This is a genomic window from Streptomyces sp. NPDC097640, from assembly GCF_040302705.1.
In the GTDB taxonomy this organism is placed as follows: domain Bacteria; phylum Actinomycetota; class Actinomycetes; order Streptomycetales; family Streptomycetaceae; genus Streptomyces.
In genome coordinates this window covers 131,663-150,518 of the sequence record NZ_JBEOSB010000021.1, presented here as the reverse complement: position 1 = coordinate 150,518, position 18,856 = coordinate 131,663, and the positions used below count along the sequence as shown (strand labels likewise).

At 72.0% G+C, this 18,856-nt stretch carries 17 protein-coding genes and 1 pseudogene; 9 read left to right on the top strand and 9 right to left on the bottom strand.

What is annotated here, in order from left to right:
- Window positions 1-44: 44 nt before the first annotated feature.
- A complete protein-coding gene (locus ABTY62_RS30050; protein ID WP_352132554.1) occupies window positions 45-2,288 on the bottom strand; it encodes an MMPL family transporter in 2,244 nt (747 codons plus the stop codon).
- Between the two features lie 163 nt (window positions 2,289-2,451).
- Between ABTY62_RS30050 and ABTY62_RS30045 the strand changes: the two genes are divergently transcribed.
- Complete coding sequence (locus ABTY62_RS30045) at window positions 2,452-2,880, top strand: hypothetical protein (RefSeq protein ID WP_352132553.1); 429 nt, start codon at window positions 2,452-2,454, stop codon at window positions 2,878-2,880.
- A 78-nt stretch (window positions 2,881-2,958) separates the two neighbouring features.
- Here ABTY62_RS30045 and ABTY62_RS30040 read toward each other — a convergent pair whose 3' ends face one another.
- Window positions 2,959-3,549, bottom strand: a complete 591-nt coding sequence (locus ABTY62_RS30040) for a class I SAM-dependent methyltransferase (protein WP_352132599.1) — start codon at window positions 3,547-3,549, stop codon at window positions 2,959-2,961.
- Between the two features lie 199 nt (window positions 3,550-3,748).
- On the opposite strand from ABTY62_RS30040, the gene ABTY62_RS30035 reads away from it, so the two are divergent.
- Entirely contained in the window at window positions 3,749-4,252 is a 504-nt protein-coding gene (locus tag ABTY62_RS30035) for a hypothetical protein (protein ID WP_352132552.1), read from the top strand.
- Window positions 4,253-4,338: 86 nt separating this feature from the next.
- Window positions 4,339-4,860, top strand: a complete 522-nt coding sequence (locus tag ABTY62_RS30030; protein WP_352132551.1) for a hypothetical protein — start codon at window positions 4,339-4,341, stop codon at window positions 4,858-4,860.
- Window positions 4,861-4,887: 27 nt separating this feature from the next.
- Here ABTY62_RS30030 and ABTY62_RS30025 read toward each other — a convergent pair.
- A pseudogene (locus ABTY62_RS30025) lies at window positions 4,888-5,394 on the bottom strand (AAA family ATPase); the annotation flags it as partial.
- Between the two features lie 139 nt (window positions 5,395-5,533).
- Between ABTY62_RS30025 and ABTY62_RS30020 the strand changes: the two are divergent.
- The 4 genes from ABTY62_RS30020 to ABTY62_RS30005 all read left to right on the top strand — a co-directional run bounded on the left by ABTY62_RS30020 (window position 5,534) and on the right by ABTY62_RS30005 (window position 9,395).
- The gene (locus tag ABTY62_RS30020) at window positions 5,534-7,777 is read left to right on the top strand and encodes an NUDIX domain-containing protein (protein WP_352132550.1); all 2,244 of its coding nucleotides are present in this window, start codon (window positions 5,534-5,536) and stop codon (window positions 7,775-7,777) included.
- Window positions 7,778-7,828: 51 nt separating this feature from the next.
- Window positions 7,829-8,707 (top strand): S1 family peptidase, encoded by an 879-nt coding sequence (locus ABTY62_RS30015; protein ID WP_352132549.1) that lies wholly within the window; start codon window positions 7,829-7,831, stop codon window positions 8,705-8,707.
- 113 nt (window positions 8,708-8,820) lie between these two features.
- Entirely contained in the window at window positions 8,821-9,105 is a 285-nt protein-coding gene (locus ABTY62_RS30010) for a hypothetical protein (protein ID WP_352132548.1), read from the top strand.
- On the top strand, window positions 9,102-9,395 hold the full coding sequence (locus ABTY62_RS30005) for a hypothetical protein (protein WP_352132547.1): 294 nt from the start codon (window positions 9,102-9,104) through the stop codon (window positions 9,393-9,395). The genes ABTY62_RS30010 and ABTY62_RS30005 overlap by 4 nt, the downstream gene beginning before the upstream one ends.
- Window positions 9,396-9,430: 35 nt before the next feature.
- Here the strand turns inward: ABTY62_RS30005 and ABTY62_RS30000 are convergent, their stop codons facing one another.
- The 4 genes from ABTY62_RS30000 to ABTY62_RS29985 all read right to left on the bottom strand — a co-directional run bounded on the left by ABTY62_RS30000 (window position 9,431) and on the right by ABTY62_RS29985 (window position 14,820).
- Entirely contained in the window at window positions 9,431-11,281 is a 1,851-nt protein-coding gene (locus ABTY62_RS30000; RefSeq protein ID WP_352132546.1) for a glycoside hydrolase family 15 protein, read from the bottom strand.
- An 84-nt stretch (window positions 11,282-11,365) separates the two neighbouring features.
- Window positions 11,366-12,424, bottom strand: coding sequence for an NAD(+)/NADH kinase (locus ABTY62_RS29995; RefSeq protein WP_352132545.1), 1,059 nt, complete (start codon window positions 12,422-12,424; stop codon window positions 11,366-11,368).
- Between the two features lie 75 nt (window positions 12,425-12,499).
- Window positions 12,500-13,597, bottom strand: a complete 1,098-nt coding sequence (locus ABTY62_RS29990) for a branched-chain amino acid aminotransferase (RefSeq protein ID WP_352132544.1) — start codon at window positions 13,595-13,597, stop codon at window positions 12,500-12,502.
- An 83-nt stretch (window positions 13,598-13,680) separates the two neighbouring features.
- A complete protein-coding gene (locus ABTY62_RS29985; RefSeq protein ID WP_352132543.1) occupies window positions 13,681-14,820 on the bottom strand; it encodes an acyl-CoA dehydrogenase family protein in 1,140 nt (379 codons plus the stop codon).
- A gap of 227 nt (window positions 14,821-15,047) precedes the next feature.
- On the opposite strand from ABTY62_RS29985, the gene ABTY62_RS29980 reads away from it, so the two are divergent.
- Window positions 15,048-15,488: an Lrp/AsnC family transcriptional regulator gene (locus tag ABTY62_RS29980; protein WP_311728096.1), complete on the top strand. Its 441-nt coding sequence runs from the start codon at window positions 15,048-15,050 to the stop codon at window positions 15,486-15,488.
- A 61-nt stretch (window positions 15,489-15,549) separates the two neighbouring features.
- Here ABTY62_RS29980 and ABTY62_RS29975 read toward each other — a convergent pair whose 3' ends face one another.
- A complete protein-coding gene (locus tag ABTY62_RS29975; RefSeq protein WP_352132542.1) occupies window positions 15,550-16,242 on the bottom strand; it encodes a ribonuclease H family protein in 693 nt (230 codons plus the stop codon).
- A 59-nt stretch (window positions 16,243-16,301) separates the two neighbouring features.
- Window positions 16,302-17,522, bottom strand: a complete 1,221-nt coding sequence (locus ABTY62_RS29970; RefSeq protein ID WP_352132541.1) for a serpin family protein — start codon at window positions 17,520-17,522, stop codon at window positions 16,302-16,304.
- 213 nt (window positions 17,523-17,735) lie between these two features.
- Between ABTY62_RS29970 and tal the strand changes: the two genes are divergently transcribed.
- Window positions 17,736-18,854 carry a transaldolase gene (gene tal / locus ABTY62_RS29965; protein WP_352132540.1) on the top strand — a complete coding sequence of 373 codons (1,119 nt, stop codon included), beginning with the start codon at window positions 17,736-17,738 and terminating at the stop codon, window positions 18,852-18,854.
- Window positions 18,855-18,856 lie beyond the last annotated feature (2 nt).

The following is an 18,856-nucleotide window of genomic DNA, read 5'->3' as shown; positions in this document are numbered from 1 at the left end:
CCGACCGGTCGGGGCAGCACCGCCTGCGGACGCGTGACCGACGGTCAGCCGGTCGGCGTCCGCTCGCGTTCCTTCCGCTGCGGCTGCGGGTTCGCCTCCTCCCGCAAGCCAAAGCGGGAGTACAGCCGCTGTAGCCCCGGGGGCGCCCACCACGTGGCCTTGCCGCCCAGTCGCATCGCGGCGGGGAGCAGCACACCGCGGATGAGTGTCGCGTCCATCAGGACTGCGAGCGGCAGCCCGACGCCGTACGCCTTCACCAGGGAGATGTCCGACGCCGTGAACGCGAGGAAGACGATCGAGATGGCCACGGCGGCGGCGGTCACGATCCGCCCCGTGCGCTCCAGAGCGTGGGTCACGGCCTTCGTCGGGGAACCGGTCAGCTCGTACTCCTCCCGCATACGGGACAGCAGGAACACCTGGTAGTCCATGGCCAGGCCGAAGGCGAGGCCGAAGAGGATCACCGGGATCGTCGCGGCGATGTTGCCGGTCGGGGTGAAGTCGCCGAACAGCCCGGCCAGGTGGCCGTCCTGGAACACCCACACCAGGGCGCCGAACGTCGCCGTCAGGCTGAGCAGGCTGAGCACCACGGCCAGGAAGGGCAGCAGGACACTTCCGGTGACCAGGAACAGCAGCACCAGCATCGCGAGCATCAGCGTGCCGAGCGCGTACGGCAGCGACTCCATCAAGGCGGCCGACGCGTCCTTGTTGGTCGCCGCCATGCCGCCCACCAGGACCTCGAACGGCGCCTCGGTGTCCCTGACCTCGCCGACGAGCTGCCGTGCCTCATCAGGACTGTCCGACGCCGGTGTCACCGAGAAGTAGACGGCGCCCTTGGCCGCGAAGCCTCGTGACCGCTCGTCCGGGCGCGTGACAAGGGCTCCTTCCGCGTAGCCGCCGGTGGATGTGCGCACCGCGGCGACACCGGGCAGCGACGACAACCGCTTCGCGTACCCCTCGACGGCCTTCCCGTCCGATCCGCTCTCGGGCGCGACGACCACCAGCGCGTTCTGTCCGCTGCCGACGAAGTCCTCCTTGACGGCGGTTGCGACCCGGCGTGCGGATGACGACTCCGGCATCACGCGCTCGTCCGGCATGCCGATGTTGATGCCGAGGAACGGCGCGCCGAGCAGCAGCAGAAAGAGCGTGGCCATCGTGGCGATCGGCAGGGGACGCCGCATCACCAGTGTCGCCAGGCGGTGCCAGAAGCCGTTCGTGGCGGCGGCACCCTCGCCGTCCGCGGCCCCGGCGGCGCGCTTCCTGCGGCCGAAGGCCCGGCCGCGCTCGATCCGGTCGCCCAGGACGACGAGCACCGCGGGAAGCACGAGCAGCGCGGCCGCGCCGGACACCACCGCGGTCAGCACACCCGCATAGCCCATGGACCGCACGGCCATGAGCGGGAACCACACCATGGTGCTGGAGGCCACCGCGACCGTGAGCGTCGAGAAGAGCACCGTCCGGCCGGCCGATGCCATCGTCGCCCGCAGCGCCTCCTCGGTCTGTTTCCCGGAGCCCAGCTCCTCCCGGTAGCGGTTGACGAAGAGCAGGCTGTAGTCGATCGCGAGCCCCAGACCCAGCAGGGTCACGATGCTCGCGGAGAGGGCCCCGATGGTTGTCACCTCGGCCAGGATCCACATCAGCCCCATGGAGAGCGTCATGACGACAATGGCGACGATCAGCGGCAGGGCGGCGGCCATCAGGCTTCCGAAGACGAAGACCAGCACGACCAGGGTGAGGGGGATGGCGATGGCCTCGCCGGTCTGGGCGTCCTTCTGCCCCTGCTCCAGAAACTCGACCTGGAACTTCGTATTGCCGCCGAACGTCACGTCGAGACCGGCACGCTCGCTCTCATAGGCGTCGGCCAGCTCGGCCACGCGCTTCTGCGCCGTGGAATCATCGCCGGTCACCATGCCGGTGATCAGGGCCTTGTCGCCCTTTCTGCTCTTCATCTGGGGCGGCTTGCCCGCCGCCCAATAGGAGGTGATGTTCTCGACTCCGGGCTCCTCGCTCAGCTCCCGGGTGAGCTTGCCGGCCGTGGCCTCGACGGCGGGATCGTCCACGCTGCCGTCGACGGCGACGAGCACGGTGAGGTTGGGCTGGCCTTGGCCGAATGTGCTGGAGAGCGTCTTGACAGCGCGCCCGGACTCCGAGTTCGGGTCGTCGAACCCTCCGGCGGCCAATTTGCCGAAGAGGGTCGTACTCGCCGCTCCCCCGGCCACGGCGAGGAGGAGACTTACGACGAGAACCGCCACTCGGCGCCGGATGACCAGTCCGGCCAGTCCGTCAAACATTTTTCTGTCCTTTCCAGAACTCGGTATGTGGAGCACTACCGCTCTCTGGACGGACCGGGCCGCCCCGGATGTGACATCACGGGTCTCGTCGTCGGTGGCTGATATGTTGACCGGCCCGGACGGCGCTGGGGTCGGGAGTGTGATGGGGACGATCCTCAAGGGGATGAACCGCGTTCGGTGGCATGAGTTGACACATGCGTACGGATCCGCGGACGACGTTCCGGGCCGGCTGTCGCGGGTGGCGTGGGGTGACGCCAGGACGAGCGCTGAGGCGCTGAGCGACCTCGGCCTGTGGCTGGGTGAGCTGGCGGTCTTCGACGCGACTGTCGCGGCGGTTCCGTTCCTGTGGGATCTCGCGGTGGCCGATGGCGTCACCGATCGGCCTGGGGTGATCGAACTGCTTCAGGCGATCCTCGAACACGGGAACGCTGCCCAGATCGAGGTCCAGCGCGCGGCTCACCGTGCCGTGCTCGGCGGACGGAGCACGGCGGGCGTGCTGACCGGTGACGAGGATCCCGCGGTGCGGGTGGCGGCTCGCGGGCTGGCGGACGCGATCGACGGCCACGTCTGTGCGTCCTGCCGCCCGGCCTGATGGCCGGCCGTGCGCTGTCCCGCGCCCTGGACCGGGCAGGCCCTCCGCGCGGACCCGCCCGGCCGACCGCCTCTGGACCTACAGCGTGCCGCGCATCAGCAGATGCCCCCTGCGGTGCCTCTCTCCCTCACGCGGCTCGCGCAGCATCCGGCCGACTTCGGTGAACTCCGCCGCGTGAGCCAGGCCGGCAAGCTCATCGATCGGCCACCGGTAGGCCGGCGCCACCTTGTGGTCGAACTCCACCACCGGGCCGCCCTCGGACTCGAAGAAGCCGAGCAGGAGGTAGCCGCCCGGGGCCAGCACCCGGCGGAACTCGTCGAAGTACGACGGTATTTCCTGGGGCGGGGTGTGGATGAGCGAGTACCAGGACACGATGCCGGCCAGCGCACCGTCGGCCAGGTCCAGGGCGTCCATCGAACCGACCTCGAAACGCAGGTCGGGGTATGCCTCACGGGCAAGATCGATCATCACGGGCGACAGATCGACGCCAAAGATGTTCAGCCCCAGGTTCCGCAGGTGCGCCGTCACACGGCCCGGGCCACATCCGAGCTCCGCGACGAGCCCGGCGTCGTCGGGCCGCACGGAGTCGGCGAACGCGGCGAGTACCGCGCGATCCAAGGGGAGATCGTCGAGTTCATTTCGAGCGAATTCGGCATACGGAACGGCCATGGCGTCGTAGGCCGCCGCCGTAGCACTCAGATACGAGGATGCAGACACACGGCGGACCCTACCGAGTGCTCGGAGACTGCGGGCCGCCTCGCGTCGACTACCCGCCCAGGGGCCGGACTCGGAGGCCGTCGCCGCCCGATGTGACGAAGGCGGGGCGACCGTGCAGTTCGATGAACGCCATGCCGGGGACTATAGATCCGTGGACACGATCGACACCCCCGTACCGGGTTTCCGGCTCGACTGGCGCGGCAACCACTATCCCGGCACGCCCGTCGACGACCTGTGGCTGGCCGTCTTCAGGGCGCCGGACGGGGTGTGGTGGTTCGACGCGTACTTCATCGGACGCGTGCCGTTGCGCGGTGGCGTGTCACGGGCCGCCGCGTTCGCCCGCTGGCTGCTGGCAGCCCCGCCCGAAGGCCCGTACGAGACGGAGTTCGTGCTCGTTCGCGGCGAGCCACAGGCCGGAACGCGGCAGATCGCGGAGGGCACCCTGCTGACGGTCGAGCTGCTGATGGGCCGCGAACAACCTGGCGGGCCCGAGTTCCTTCAGGTGATGCTGTTCGGCGAGACGCCGGTGCGCCACCTCGCCTTCGAAGTGTGCGCGCCACTGGACTGCCAGCCGATGCCACGCGCCGAGCTCGAACGCGCGGCGACCGGACTCCTCGCGATCTGTGCCGAGGAACTCCCGGAGGCCGATGTCTGAGCGCGCACGTCGCCTCGGCGCTTTTTCCCCCGGGCGCCGCATGCCGGAACCACGCGGAGCGCGGTCCGCTCGGCAACCCTGGATACATGACACAGCGGACCAGCCCGCAGGACTCGCAGCCCCGGCCGCCCACGGGTGCCACACATGCCGACTACAGTGGCGCCGTCTACGGCTCGCTGCTCGCCGCCTCCGTGGTGGCCGGCGCCGGAACGCTCGGCTCGCTCCCGCGGCTGGAACTCGCCTTGCTGCTGCTGTGTACCGGGGTGGTGTTCTGGGCCGCCCACGTCTTCTCCCGGCTCTTCGGAGCGCGGATGGTGCGTCAGTCGCTGAGCTGGAAGCAGGTCCGCCGCGTGTGTGCCGGCGAGCGGCCGATCGTCGAGGCGGCCGTGCCACCGGCCGCTGCCGTGGCGATCAGTCCGCTTCTCGGACTGGGGGTCCCCGGAGCGGCATGGCTGGCACTCGCTGTCGCCCTGGCCGAGCAGGTCGGCTGGGCGAGCCTCGCCGCCGTCCGGGCGGGCGCCTCAGTCCGCCTCACCGTGCTCGCCGGCACGGTCAATCTTCTCCTCGGGCTCGTCATCGTGGTCCTCAAGGTCTCGCTCCACCACTGACTGGCCATCCGGTTCAAAAAACGCGTTCAGGCCGGTCTCGAGCATGATGCGGTCGACGGTCCCGGCCAGGGTGTCGGCCGCGTCGATGACCGTCTCGACGCCGCCGGGCAGAAGATCACGCTCCCGGTACCAGGAGCGCAGCTCCGCCTCGCCGTACTCCCTCGCCTGGGGCTTGGTGGCGTGGCGGGCCAGGGTCTCCTCGAAGGGCACGTCCAGGTAGAAGCCGTACGTCCGGCCGCGGTGGTCGGCGCGCAACCGGGCGAGCATGTCGCCGAAATGGTCGGCATAGAGGATGCCTTCGACCACGACGTGGTAGCCCGCGTCGAGGGCGTAACGGGCGACGGTGTCGATCAGCCCGATGTTCGCCGCTCCGGGTCGGTCGCGTTCCCGCAGGACGACGCGGCGCAGGTGGTCCTGGGCGACCAGGGCCAGGCCACGGCCGAACCGCTCGCGGATACCGGCCGCGACACTCGACTTGCCCGAGGCGCTGTTGCCGCGCAGAACGACCAGCCGGGTTGCTCCATTGCCCACCATCACCCGCATCACGCTACCGGTGGTGGCCGGCCGTCGAGGCGGCCCGAGGGCGGGCCGTTACGCGCCAACGCGCCCTGTTGGAGCCCTTTTGCGCACCTCACAATGGGCTGGTCACGCTGTCCGTCGCGGGAGGTCGTCCTTGTCCGATTCCACTCCGGTCTCCTCCCTCGATGCCGGGGCTCCGCTCGTGGATCCTCAGCTGGCGCGCTATATGGCCGAGCACGCGGCCCCGGCCGTGTGTGCCGACGCGCTGATCCGCGACGGCCAGGGGCGGATCCTGCTGGTCGACCCGGTCTACAAGGACGGGTGGGACCTGCCCGGCGGGATGCTCGAGGACGAGGAACCGGCTTCGGCGCTCGTCCGGGAGCTGGGCGAGGAGCTCGGCCTCGGGGTGGACGTCGGCCGGCTGCTGGCCGTCGACAGCATCCCCGCCTCGGTGTACGGGCGCACCGTTCTGGCCTTCGTCTACGCCGGCCACCTGCCCGAGGACCAGGCCCCGACGGCGTTGGTCCCACAGGACGGTGAGATCCGTACGGCCGAATTCCTCCCCGAAGGGAAGGCACTGGAGCTGCTGCCGCCGCCGCTGCGCCGCCGCCTGGCCGCCGCGCTCGCCGCCGAGCGCGGCTCGCACACGGCGGTGTTGCGCGACGGCCATCGGCCGCCACCTCGGCGGCGCGACCACTACGCGCTGCTGCCCGCGCCGATGATGGCGGCCACCGTGCTGGTCACCGACACGGCCGGGCGCGTCCTGGTGCTCGAGCCGACCTACAAGGACCACCTGGAGCTGCCCGGGGGGATGGTCGAGGCCGACGAGTCGCCCGCGCAGGCGGCCGCTCGCGAGCTGGCGGAGGAGCTGGGGCTGACCGTTCCGGTCGGGCGGCTGCGGGCGGTGGACACCTCCTCCGCGGCGGCCGGCCGGCATGGCCGCGCCCTCACCTGCATGGTCTTCGCCGCGCCGCCGTTGAGTCCCGACCGGGCCGAGCGGCTGAGCTTCCCGGACGGGGAGATCCGCGCCGCGTACTGGCTGGACCGCGGTGCGGCCGCGCGGCGGTTGCCCGCCCGGCTGGCCGCCCGGGTGTCGGCCGGGCTTGACGCCCTGGCGGCGGGCGGCGTCATCCACCTGGAGCGGGGCGTGCCGGCCGCACCGTCGGCCGAGGCGGCCGTTGAGGAGCGGGCGGCCCAGGCCCGCGCGGCGATGGTCGACCGGCTGACGGCCGACGGGGTACTGACCGACCCCGGCGTCCGACAGGCCCTGCTCGCGGTGCGGCGTGAAGTCCTGCTCCCCCGCTGCTACGTCCGACGCCCCACCGCCGCCGGGCAGCCGAAGGCCTGGCAGCTGCTGGACGGCGCGGACCCCCGCGACCGGGACGAGTGGCTGGCCTGGATCCACGACGGGGACTCGGTGCTGGTCCAGCACCGCGGTGAGCCGCTGGACGCCCCTCGGCGCGGCCAGATCGTCACCGGCGGCGGGTTCACCGGGATGTCCACCGGCATGACCGCCGTGGTCAAGGGGATTCAGGCGCTGGGCCTGACGGCCGGGGACCGGGTGCTGGAGTCGGGCACCGGCCCCGGGCTGGTGACGGCCGCGCTGTGCGAGATCCTCGGTGACACCTTGGTCACCACGATCGAGGTCGATCCTCATCAGGCCGCCGCCGCCCGCTCGCGCCTGGCCGCCCTCGGGTATCGGCCCAGGGTGGTGCGGGGTGATGGGCTGGACGGCTGTCGCGGTGAGCTCTTCGACAAGATCTTGGTGTCGTTCGCGGCGCGCGGTCTGCCGCCCGCCCTGATGGCACAGCTGGCCGACGGCGGGACGCTGCTGGCGCCGGTCACCACCGGCGCGGTCGGCTGGCCGGCCCAGGCCGTGGTCCGGCGCATCGGCGACGCGCTCGACGCCGTGCTGCGGCCGGTCGCCACGGGGTACCGGCCGGGCCTGGGCGTGGATCTGGTCGTCGCGCCCGACCGGATGCCCGGCGACCCGGTCACCGTTCACCGCGATCACCCCGCCCCGCCCGAGGAGGCCGGGTTCTGGCTCGCCGTCGGCCATCTCGTACCCGGTCTGGTACGGGTCGCCGGCGCCGACCGGCTGACCCTGTACGCCCCGGCCGAGGAGTCGTGTGTCGTCGTCCGCTCCGACGGCGACTCATGGTGCGTCGAGCGCACGGGCCCCCGGGACATCTGGGCCGAGGTGGAGAGCGTCCACCGCCGCTGGATCCGGGCCGGCCGACCGGACCATTACCGTCTCGACCTCGCCGATCCCGCCGTCCAGCGGGTGCACGGCGGCGCGGGGGCGCATCCGCTGACGTGGTGCCTGCCCCGGTCGGCCCTTCTCCCTTTGGCGGCTGGGGAGTTGGGTACCGCATCGGCCGAACCAACGGCACAATGAAGCGGCTGGACCACATCCGCCGGGCATCGGCGGCCGCTCAAGGAGGTTCGGGTGAAGACCGTACGCCGTACCTGGAGACGCTTCCGGCTGATCGCCGCGGTGTCCGGCCTGTTCACCGCGGCTGCCCTCGCCACGGTCGGGACGAGCGCGGCCGCTCCCTCATCGGCCACCGCCACCGCCGCCGCCTCGGCCGTCGAGTCCCTGGACGTCGCGGGCACCGCCTGGACCGTGGACGAACGCACCGGAACGCTGCGTGTGTTCGCCGGCTCCAGCGTCAACGGCGACGACCTGGCGAGGCTCGACCGTACCGCCGAGCGCTTCGGCGGCGCCGTGGTCGTGGAACGGCTCGGCGGCACGCTGCGGACCTTCCTCTCGGGCGGCGACGGCGTCTATTCCTCCGGGGGCGGGCGCTGCTCGGTCGGGGTCAATGTGCAGAGCGGCTCCACGTACTACTTCATCACGGCCGGCCACTGCACCGACACCCTGCCGACCTGGTACACGGGCTCCGATCTGGCCACCGCCGTCGGCCCGACGACCGCGACCAGTTTCCCCGGCGACGACTACGGCGTGGTCCGCTACGCCAACACGGCCGTGCCGCACCCCGGGACCGTCGGCACCGTCGACATCACCGGAACCGCGACCGCCTACGTCGGCCAGCAGGTCTGCACTCGGGGCGCCACGACCGGCGTCCGCTGCGGCCGGGTGACGGGGCTCGACGCCACCGTCAACTACGGCGGCGGTGACATCGTCTACGGCCTGATCCAGACCAACATCTGCGCGGAGCCCGGTGACAGCGGAGGCCCGCTGTACGCGGGCGACAAGATCATCGGCATTCTGTCCGGCGGCACCGGGGACTGCGCCACGGGGGGCAGCACCTACTACCAGCCCATCCAGGAAGTGCTGAGCGCCTACGGCCTCACCGTCTACTGACCGGACCACGCCGGAGGAGACGTCGGGGCCGGGTGCCGCGAGCGGTGCCATCGACGGCGCGTCGCGGGGTACCGTCATCGGCAGGCCCTGGCCCCGACCTCGAGGAGGTGCGCATGAGCGCACAGCCCGACCACTCCGTCGACCGCAAGGTCGCCGCCATTCCCCACACCATCAACGCCATCGGTGAGGCCTTGAGCGGCGAGCAGCGGGCCCGCTTCTACGGGGAGGTCCTGGCCGCCGAGGAGGCCGTCGTTCCGACGGTGATGCGCTCGTGGTGGAAGATCGCGATGCTCGCGAAGGCCCCGTCCGCCGAGCACAGCCGCGCGAATGCCGCCGCCGGGCGGAATCTCGTCAGCATCGACGACCTCCTGACCCGGCTCGAGGGAGCCCACGGGTGAACCGTGAGCGCCCCCGGCCGGGCTGGGCTGCCTATATCGAGGAGACTCCGGCCGCCGCCATCGTGGCGATGCCCTCGGATCTGGCCAAGAAGGTCGCCAACTACATCGCCGCTCTGGCGCTCGAAGCCGGCGGCGCGCTCGACCGGCTCAGGCAGCCGCCCGGCGACCCGATGGACGACCACGGCACGCGGTTCAGCATCCAGGTCGCGGGCGAGCCCGTGATCATCGAGTACAGCGTCCACCACGACGTCCGGGCGATCCGGATTCCGGTCGTGGTCTGGATCGACTGACCGGCTGCCGCAGCTCGAAGGACCTCGGGGGCGGGTCAGCCCAGGGCGCGGTCGAGGTTGAAGGCGGCGCTGATGAGGGAGAGATGGGTGAAGGCCTGGGGGAAGTTGCCGAGCTGTTCGCCGGTGGGGCCGATCTCCTCCGCGTACAGGCCCAGGTGGTTGGAGTAGGTGAGCATCTTCTCGAAGGCCAGCCGGGCCTCTTCCAGGCGGCCGGCCCGGGTGAGGGCCTCGACGTACCAGAAGGAGCAGATCGAGAAGGTGCCCTCGGTGCCGGGCAGGCCGTCCGAGCTGAGGAAGGGGTCGTAGCGGTAGACCAGGGAGTCGGAGACGAGCTCCGCCTTCAGGGCGTCCAGCGTCGCGAGCCACTTGGGGTCGACCGGGGAGATGAACTTGGCGAGCGGCATCATCAGCACCGAGGCGTCCAGGGCGTCGTGGTCCAGGCGCTGGGCGAAGGCTCCGCGCTGCTGGGACCAGCCGCGTGTCATGATCTGCCGGTAGATGGCGTCGCGGCTGCTCCGCCAGCGCGGAAGGTCGGCGGGCAGGCCACGGCGGTTGGCCACGCGTATGGCGCGCTCGATGGCCACCCAGCACATGAGGCGCGAGTACAGGAAGCTCTGCCGCCCGGCGCGGATCTCCCAGATGCCCTCGTCGGGCTGGTCCCAGTGGTCGCAGACCCAGTTGACCAGGTAGCCCACCTCGTCCCAGTGGTCGCTGCTGATGGGGTGTCCCCACTTGTCGTACAGATAGACCGAGTCGATGAGCGCTCCGTAGATGTCCAGCTGGAGCTGGTTCACGGCGCCGTTTCCCACCCGGACCGGGGACGACCCCAAGTAGCCTTCCAGATGGGTCAGTTCGCGCTCGGCGAGCTCGCGGCGCCCGTCGATGCCGTACATGATCTGAAGGGGCCCGGCGGGGCCGTCTTCGCACATGATGCAGTGCTCGGACAGAAAGCCCATGAACGCCTCGGCCTCCGAGGTGAAGCCCAGGCGGAGCAGGGCGTAGACGCAGAAGGCGGCGTCGCGGACCCACATGTAGCGGTAGTCCCAGTTGCGCTCGCGGCCGAGCGCCTCCGGCAGGCTGGTGGTGGCGGCGGCCACGATGGCGCCGGTGGGCGCGTAGGTGAGGAGTTTGAGGGTGAGCGCGGAACGCTGGACCATTTCGCGCCACCGTCCGTGGTAGCGCGAGGCGCTCAGCCATTTGCGCCAGAAGCGCACCGTGGCCTCGAATTCGGCCCCGGCCTCGCGCCGGGCGCAGCCGAGGAGGGCGATCTCGTCGCCGACCCGGTCGAGGGCGAAGACCGCGGACTCGCCTTCGAGCAGTTTGAACCGTGACCGCACGTCCTGGCCGTCGCACTCCAGCGGCACGGTGGAGGTCAGAGCCAGGGACAGGGAGGGGGACTCGAAGAGCACCCGGTCGCCCTGGAGGCTCGCGGTGTGCGGCTCGGCCCCGTAGCCGAAGCGGGGCGCCACCCGTGCGGTGAACGGAAGGGTGCCGCGTACGCAGCGCACCCGTCTGATCAGCCGGTGTCGGCCGGAGTCGCGGGACTCGTCGACGACGGGCATGAAGTCCTGGATCTCCCCCGCGCCGTCGGCGGAGGAGAAGCGGGTGATCAGCACGTTGGTGTCGGGGAAGTAGAACTGGCGGGTCCGCGCGGGGACGTCGGTGGCCAGCTCGAAGGATCCGCCCCGTTCCGCGTCGAGGATCGAGCCGAACACGCTGGGCGCGTCGAAGCGCGGGCAGCAGTACCAGTCGATCGTGCCGTTGGTGCCGACCAGGGCGACGGTGCGCAGGTCGCCGATCAGTCCGTGATCGGCGATCGGCAGATAGCGCGAGGAGGCCGTCGGGCAGCCCGTCTGCTGTCCGTATTCGGTGATGTCGAACACCATGCCGGGCCTCCCTGCGCCGGGCCTCCCTGCCATCGGAGCACCGCCTCCGCCATCGCGCGGCGAATGCCCCTATAACAGAGTAAATCACCCAGCAATTGGCCAGGGCCGGTGCAGATGGGCCAGGTCGTCGGGGGGCGGGGTGCCGGGTCGGTAGACGGGCGGGGTCTGGTCGACGGCGGTCGCGGGGGCGTCGGCCAGCTGGAAGCGGCCGCGCAGGAGCCGGTAGAACTGGAGCGGCGCCAGCCGCGCCAGGCGCAGGCGGTACGGGGCCCGGTAGGCCGCCATCCAGTCGCCGGGGTCCAGCACCCCGCGCAGCTGCCCGTCGATGCTGACGGCCACGCGCCCGGAGTGCGGAAGGACGCGGACCGCGACCATCTCGTCGGCCCCGGCGATCACGGTGCGGTCGAAGGCCATGTGCGGAGCGACCGGCGTGAAGACGATCGCGTCGGTCTCGGGGGCCAGGACGGGGCCGCCGGCGGCGAAGCTGTAGGCGGTGGAGCCGGTGGGGGTCGCCACGATGACGGCGTCGGCCGAATAGCAGGCCAGCAGCTGTCCGGCCAGATACACGGCCAGGCTCGCCTGCCGGTTCCGGGCGAGTTTCTCGAAGACCACGTCGTTCACCGCGGTGACATCCAGGGCGATGCCCCAGCCGGACTCCGTGACGACGCCGGGGCGCACGGTGGGGGCGGGCAGCGCGGGGCCGCGCCCGTAGCACAGCGGCTCCTCCAGGCCGACGGGCGTCTCCAGCGGGCGCGACGCCCGGAGGGTGAGCACCATCCGCTCCTCGATGACCGCCTGGCCCCGGTGGAGGATGTCCAGGGCGCCCTCGACCTGGTCGGTGGCGATCTCGGTGAGGAAGCCGACCCGGCCCACGTTGACCCCCAGCACCGCCGCCCCGTCCTTGGCCGCGATCCGCGCCCCGCGGAGGAAGGTGCCGTCGCCGCCGAAGGTCATGACCGCCCCCGGGTGGCCCGCGGCCACCGCCTCGTCCTGGCCGCCGCGCCGGGGCACCCCTTCCCGCCACACGTCGATGTCGGCGCACATGACATCGTGCGCGGCACACCACGCCCGGGCGGTCTGCGCCGCCGCGACGGCGGCGGGACGGCCCTGGTGGACGACGAGTCCGAGCCGGGTCAGAGGCATCGATTCCCACGGTAGCCCGCGCCTGTCGGTGCCGCAGGTCGCGGTGGCGCGCGGCCCGACGGCGTACCGCGGCGGTCAGGCGCAGGGGCGCAGCCAGCCGTGAGGGTCGGCGGTCAGGCCGGTCTGGCGCTGGAGCAGGGCTTCCCGGAGGCGCATCGAGACGGGGCCGGGGCGTCCGTCGGCGACGGTCCAGGCGGTGTCCTCGGTCCGGGCGTGGCCGACGGGGGTGATGACGGCGGCCGTGCCGCAGGCGAAGACCTCGCTGATGGAGCCGTCGGCACAGCCCTCCTGCCACTCCTGGAGGCTGATGCGGGTCTCGTGGGTCGGGTAGCCGAGTTCGTCCGCGATCGTGAGCAGGGAGTCGCGGGTGACGCCGGCCAGCAGGGTGTCGGTCAGCCGTGGGGTGACGACGCGGGCGTCGCTGCCGGTGCCGTGGACGAAGCACAGGTTGGTGACGCCGACTTCCTCGATCCACCGGCGCTCCACCGCGTCGAGCCACACGACCTGGTCGCAGCCGTGTTCCGCGGCCTCGGCCTGTGCGATCAGCGAACCGGCGTAGTTTCCGGCGCACTTGGCCACGCCGGTGCCGCCGGGGGCGGCGCGCACATACCGCTGGGTCACCCAGACGGACACCGGCTCGACGCCGCCGGGGAAGAAGGCACCGGCCGGGGAGGCGATGACCACGAAGAGGTAGGAGGAGGCCGGCCTGACCCCGAGGGCGTTCTCGGTGGCGATCATGAACGGTCGCAGGTAGAGGGAGCGTTCGGCGCCGCGGGGAACCCACGCCCGGTCCTGGCGGACCAGCAGTTCGCATGCCTCAATGAACGTGTCCACCGGCAGTTCGGGCATGGCCAGCCGGCGGGCGCTGTGCTGGAAGCGGCGGGCGTTGGCCTCGGGCCGGAAGAGGGCGACGGTGTCGTCGGGCTGCGGATAGGCCTTGAGCCCTTCGAAGATCGCCTGCCCGTAATGCAGCGTCATGTTGGCCGGGTCCATGGCGAGTGGGGCGTACGGGCCCAGCCGGGCGTCGTGCCAGCCGCGGTCCGCGGTCCAGCCGATGGTCACCATGTGATCGGTGAAGTGGCGGCCGAAGCCGGGGTCGGCCAGGATCGCCTGGCGGTCGGCGGCGGGACGGGGTGCGGGGTGCGGCAGCCGCTCGAAGGCGAGGTGTGTCATGGGCGGTCCTCACAGGCGGGGTCGGTCGGCGGGGCCGTCCGCGCGCAGCGTCCGGTCCGCGCGGACGGCCCCGCCGTCGCGCGTCAGTCGGCGAGCCGGCGGCTGATGACCAGCCGCTGGATCTGGTTGGTGCCCTCGAATATCTGCATGATCTTCGCTTCGCGCATATAGCGCTCGACAGGGTAGTCGCGGGTGTATCCGTAGCCGCCGAAGACCTGGACCGCGTCGGTGGTGACCTTCATCGCGGCGTCGGTGGCGATGAGTTTGGCGACGCTGGCCTGCCGGCTGTAAGGGCGTCCCGCGTCGCGGCGGCGGGCGGCGTCGAGATAGGTGGCCCGTGCGGAGTCGACGGCGGCGGCCATGTCCGCCAGCAGAAAGCCGAGCCCCTGGTGGTCGATGATCCTTCGGCCGAAGGCGGTGCGCTCACCGGCGTACGCGACGGCGGCGTCCAGGGCGGCCTGGGCCAGCCCGGTGGCGCAGGCGGCGATGCCCAGCCGGCCGGAGTCCAGGGCGCGGAAGGCGATCTGGAGGCCCTGGCCCTCCCGTCCGATGAGCCGATCGGGGTCGAGCAGGGCGCCGTCCCAGTAGGCGGCCGTGGTGGGGATGGCGTGCAGGCCCATCTTCTCCTCGGGCCGGCCGAAGGTGAGGCCGTCGGCGTGGCCGGGGGCGAGGAAGCAGGAGATGCCGTCGCCGCCCGGGGCGGTGCGGGCGAAGAGGGCGTAGAACCCGGCCTTGCCGCCGTGGGTGATCCAGGCCTTGGCGCCGTTGATCCGGTAGCCGTCGGCGTCCTTGTCGGCCCGGCAGGTCAGGGCCGCGGCGTCCGAGCCGGCCTGTGGTTCGGAGAGGCTGTAGCCGCCGACGAGACGGCCGCTGAGGGTGTCCTCGGCCCAGCGGCCGAGCTGGGCGGCGGTGCCGAAGGTGAGGAGGGGGAAGGTGGCGAGGGTGTGGACGCTCACGGCGACGGCGACGGCCGCCCAGCGCGCCGCCAGCTCCTCGAGGGCCTGGAGGTAGACCTCGTACGGCTGGTCGCCACCGCCGTGCTGCTCCGGGTACGGCAGACCCAGCAGGCCCGCCTCTCCGAGCAGGGCGAAGAGCCCCTCGGGATAGGTTTCGGCGCGTTCGTGTTCGTCGACCCGGGGGGTGAGCTCCTTGTCGGCGATGTCGCGGACGAGGTCCAGCAGGTCCTCGGCCTCCCGGGTGGGCAGCAGGCGATCGACGGGCATGGCGGTGCTCCAGGGTGCGTGCGCGCGGGCGGGTGGACGAGGTCGGTCGGCGACGGGATCGGGGAGCTCGGTGCGGCGTCAATATGGTGCCGCGGGGCACAAGGACCTTGCGAGATGCCGGGTGGAAGACGCAAAACATTTCTACGAGCGGGCCGCTCAGATAGATTCGATTGCGCGCGAGGGTTGTTTTATCGGCCGCGGCAGGGGCCGGGAGGCAGGGGGTCGACATGACCGAGATCGACGATGTGGACCGCCAGTTGCTGCGGATGCTGCGCGAGGACGGGCGACGCACCTACTCCGAGATGGCGCCCGAGGTGGGGCTGTCGGTGGCCGCGGTCAAGCGCCGGGTGGACCGGATGCGGAACAGCGGCGTGATCACGGGCTTCACGGTGCAGGTCGATCACGCCAAGCTGGGCTGGGGCATCGAGGCGTTCGTGGAGCTGTCGTACACGGGCACCACCCCCGTCGGGGAGATCGTCCGCACGGCGTACAAGGTGCCCGAGGTCCAGGCGGTCTTCACGATCGCGGGCGACCCCGACGCGCTGGTTCATGTCCGGGTGCGGGACATCGAGCATCTACAGCAGACCATCGACGGGCTGCGCCGCGCGGGGCAGGTCACCGGCACCAAGACGCTGATGGTGCTGGGCTCCTGGACGAGAAACGCCTGAGGAGGCGCTACCGGCCCCGCGGGCCGCGGGCTCGTGGGGCCGGGGGCCGCCCGGCCCCCGGTCAGGTGGTGGCGGCGATGGCGCAGGCGGGGTGGCCCCAGCCGTCGGGGTTCTTCTTGATGGTCTCCCCCTTCGCGTACGGCGCTCCGCAGCGGCAGCGGCCGGGGAACTTCGCCGCGATGGAGCCGCCCGAGCGCGCCCCGGTCCCCCGCTTCGCCCCCTGCTTGCCGCCGCGCCCCGCCGGGCGGGCGGGCCCGGTGGGGGCCTGTGGCTCGGGCAGGGCCGAGCCGAGGGAGCTGCCGATGGCCTGCTGGGTGCGGGCCGTGTCGCTGGCCGCCTGGTCCGCGGCCGCGTTGAACGGGTCGCCGCCGACCTGGTGCGCCGCCACGTGGACGAACTCCACGTCCCGGCCGCCCAGCAGCTCGTCGATGCGCACCACGAGATCGCGGTTGGCCACCGGTGAGCCCGAGGCCGTCTTCCAGCCCTTTCTGCGCCATCCCGGCAGCCAGGTGGTGACCGCCTTCATCGCGTACTGGGAGTCCATCCGCACCTCGAGCGGCGCGGCCGGGTCGGTGGCCTCCAACAGGCGCAGCAGCGCGGTCAGTTCGGCCACGTTGTTGGTGGCGGTGCCGAGCGGCCCGGCCTCCCACCGCGCCACCGTGCCGTCGGCGCCCGCGATGACCCATGCCCAGGCCGCGGGCCCGGGGTTGCCCTTCGAGGCGCCGTCGCACGCGGCGATGATCCGTGTTGTCATTCCCCCGATACTGCCACCCCGGCGGACCCGTCCCGAACCTCGCGCACCCCGGCGGGTGGTCAGCGGCTGATGTGCATTCCGGGCCGGAGCGGCGCTCCGTATTCCTCCGGCTCCCCGACCCACCCGGCCATGAGGACCAGGCCGGACGCCCGGTGCACCGCCAGGAAGCCGAAGGGCCGGTCGAAGCGCGCGTGGACCAGCTTGGCCCGGTGCGGGGGCGCCATCGGGACGCCCCCGGGCGCCGCGGCCAGCGCGGTGACCGCGGCGGCGCGGAAGCCGAGGGCGCCGAAGGTCGCCGTCGCGCTCTGCCGCGCCGCCGAGATCGCCAGTGGCGCCTCGCTGATGCCGGGGAAGTGGCCGTGCGAGGCGTTGCGCGCGGAGCCGAGCCCGAACAGCGGCGCGCGGTCGAGCAGATTGTGCTCGCCGTTCACGGTGAAGGGCACCGCGGTGACGCGGAGCACGGGCGTCTGGTCCCAGCTCTGCACGGTCTCGACGGTCAGGCCGGGGGCGGGGGTGCCGGGCGGGAGCGCCTCGACCGCGGTGGCCGGGTACGTCCCGGCGAGCGCGGCCACGCCCGTGTGCAGGACCTGCCCGCCCGGGGCGCCCTCCGCACCGAGGAGCAGATGGACGTCCAGGCCGTTGTCCCCCGCGACCCGCAGCGTGGTCAGCGGGCCGTCGGGGGTGTGCGCGACGCCGATGTCCTCGGACAGCGGGCCGGTCCTGGACAGTCCGGCCAGCGTGCGCCCGGCCCAGGGGCCGTGGCGCGGGGCCGTCAGGGAGGGGTCGAAGGGCCGGCGCCAGGTGGTCCGTACGACCAGGGCGGTGGCCAGCACCAGCAGCGTGTCCGGGTCGACCACGGGGGGCATTTTCTCGATCATGCCGTCGGTGTGGCGGGCCGCCCAGGCGTTCATCCGCGCGAGGTCGGCGTCCACGTCGCCGGTGAGGGCTCCGTGGGTGTCCAGGGGCAGCCGGTTCAGCCACTCGGGGCGCAGCGGCAGTTCCTGACGTGTCCACAGCCCGAGCGCCGAGTCGACGCCCGGCAGCTCGCCCAGTGCGGTGAGCAGGTGCCGGCCCTGGGCGAGCGCGGAGTCCGCGCCGATGCCCAGCGCCCGCTCCAGCTCCCGCCGGGCCGTGCCGTCGGCGGCGTCGGCGAGCAGGGCGAGGGCCGGCCAGACGCCGGCCGCGGTGAGGACGGTGCCGCGCTCGCCCACGGCCTCCCGGGCCCAGTTCGCCGTCATCGCGTTGACGGCCCGCACCGCCGTGGTGTCCTCGGTGACCATGTGCTCCCCCGTGTGCTGTGCTGCGGAACGGCGGCTCGCGACCGCCTTGCGGGAGCAGCTTAACGATCTCCTGGGGCCGTCCAGGGGGCCGTGCGCCAGATCACACGGGCCTCCGGAATAGGGGCGGAGGGCCTCACGTTCAGGTGATTGTTTCATAGCTGAACATAAAGGGATCGGGCCCACACGCATGCGATCCAGCGGGAGTGCAGAACGATGAATGACGGACTCAAGCGCCTGGCCGACGAAGGCGTAGCGATCTGGCTCGACGACCTGTCGCGCAAGCGCATCGCCTCCGGGAATCTGGCCGAGCTGATCGACCGGGACCATGTGGTCGGGGTCACCACCAATCCATCGATCTTCCAGAAGGCGATCTCCGGCGGCGACGGCTATCAGGACCAGCTCCGCGACCTGGCCACCCGCGGGGTGACCGTGGACGAGGCCATCCGCATGGTCACCACCGCCGATGTGCGCGACGCCGCGGACATCCTGCGCCCGGTCTTCGCGTCCACCGGCGGCCGGGACGGCCGGGTCTCCATCGAGGTCGACCCGCGGCTCGCGCACCGCACCGCCGCCACCGTCGCCGAGGCCAAGCAGCTCGCCTGGCTGGTCGACCGCCCCAACACCCTGATCAAGATCCCGGCCACCGAGGCCGGACTCCCCGCGATCACCGAGGTCATCGGCGCGGGCATCAGTGTGAACGTCACGCTGATCTTCTCCCTCGACCGGTACCGGGCCGTGATCGACGCCTATCTGGCGGGCCTGGAGAAGGCCCGGGCGGCGGGGATCGACCTGTCGGAGATCCACTCGGTGGCGTCCTTCTTCGTCTCCCGCGTGGACACCGAGATCGACAAGCGCCTCGACGCGCTGGGCACCGACGCCGCCCGGGCCCTCAAGAGCCGGGCCGCCCTCGCCAACGCCCGCCTCGCCTACCAGGCGTACGAGGAGGCCTTCGACAGCGACCGGTGGCGGTCCCTGGAGCAGGCGGGTGCCAACCGGCAGCGTCCGCTGTGGGCCTCGACCGGCGTCAAGGACCCCGCCCTTCCCGACACCCTCTACGTCACCGAGCTGGTCGCCCCCGACACGGTCAACACCATGCCCGAGGCCACCCTGGCCGCCACCGGCGACCACGGCGAGATCACCGGCGACACCGTCCACGGCACCTACGAGGAGGCCCGGGCCGTCCTCGACCGGCTGGCCGAGCTGGGTATCTCGTACGACGAGGTGGTCCAGCTGCTGGAGGACGAGGGCGTGGCGAAGTTCGAGCAGGCCTGGATGGACCTGCTCGCCTCCACCGAACACGAGCTCCGGCGCCTGGCGCCCGAGGAGGTCTGAGC

Excerpts from the sequence above, each read along its gene's own strand:
- ABTY62_RS30050 (WP_352132554.1), bottom strand. The coding sequence starts at position 2,288 with ATGTTTGACGGACTGGCCGGACTGGTCATCCGGCGCCGAGTGGCGGTT.
- ABTY62_RS30045 (WP_352132553.1), top strand. The coding sequence starts at position 2,452 with ATGAACCGCGTTCGGTGGCATGAGTTGACACATGCGTACGGATCCGCG.
- ABTY62_RS30040 (WP_352132599.1), bottom strand. The coding sequence starts at position 3,549 with ATGGCCGTTCCGTATGCCGAATTCGCTCGAAATGAACTCGACGATCTC.
- ABTY62_RS30030 (WP_352132551.1), top strand. The coding sequence starts at position 4,339 with ATGACACAGCGGACCAGCCCGCAGGACTCGCAGCCCCGGCCGCCCACG.
- ABTY62_RS30010 (WP_352132548.1), top strand. The coding sequence starts at position 8,821 with ATGAGCGCACAGCCCGACCACTCCGTCGACCGCAAGGTCGCCGCCATT.
- ABTY62_RS30000 (WP_352132546.1), bottom strand. The coding sequence starts at position 11,281 with ATGGTGTTCGACATCACCGAATACGGACAGCAGACGGGCTGCCCGACG.
- ABTY62_RS29995 (WP_352132545.1), bottom strand. The coding sequence starts at position 12,424 with ATGCCTCTGACCCGGCTCGGACTCGTCGTCCACCAGGGCCGTCCCGCC.
- ABTY62_RS29990 (WP_352132544.1), bottom strand. The coding sequence starts at position 13,597 with ATGACACACCTCGCCTTCGAGCGGCTGCCGCACCCCGCACCCCGTCCC.
- ABTY62_RS29985 (WP_352132543.1), bottom strand. The coding sequence starts at position 14,820 with ATGCCCGTCGATCGCCTGCTGCCCACCCGGGAGGCCGAGGACCTGCTG.
- ABTY62_RS29980 (WP_311728096.1), top strand. The coding sequence starts at position 15,048 with ATGACCGAGATCGACGATGTGGACCGCCAGTTGCTGCGGATGCTGCGC.
- ABTY62_RS29975 (WP_352132542.1), bottom strand. The coding sequence starts at position 16,242 with ATGACAACACGGATCATCGCCGCGTGCGACGGCGCCTCGAAGGGCAAC.
- ABTY62_RS29970 (WP_352132541.1), bottom strand. The coding sequence starts at position 17,522 with ATGGTCACCGAGGACACCACGGCGGTGCGGGCCGTCAACGCGATGACG.
- tal (WP_352132540.1), top strand. The coding sequence starts at position 17,736 with ATGAATGACGGACTCAAGCGCCTGGCCGACGAAGGCGTAGCGATCTGG.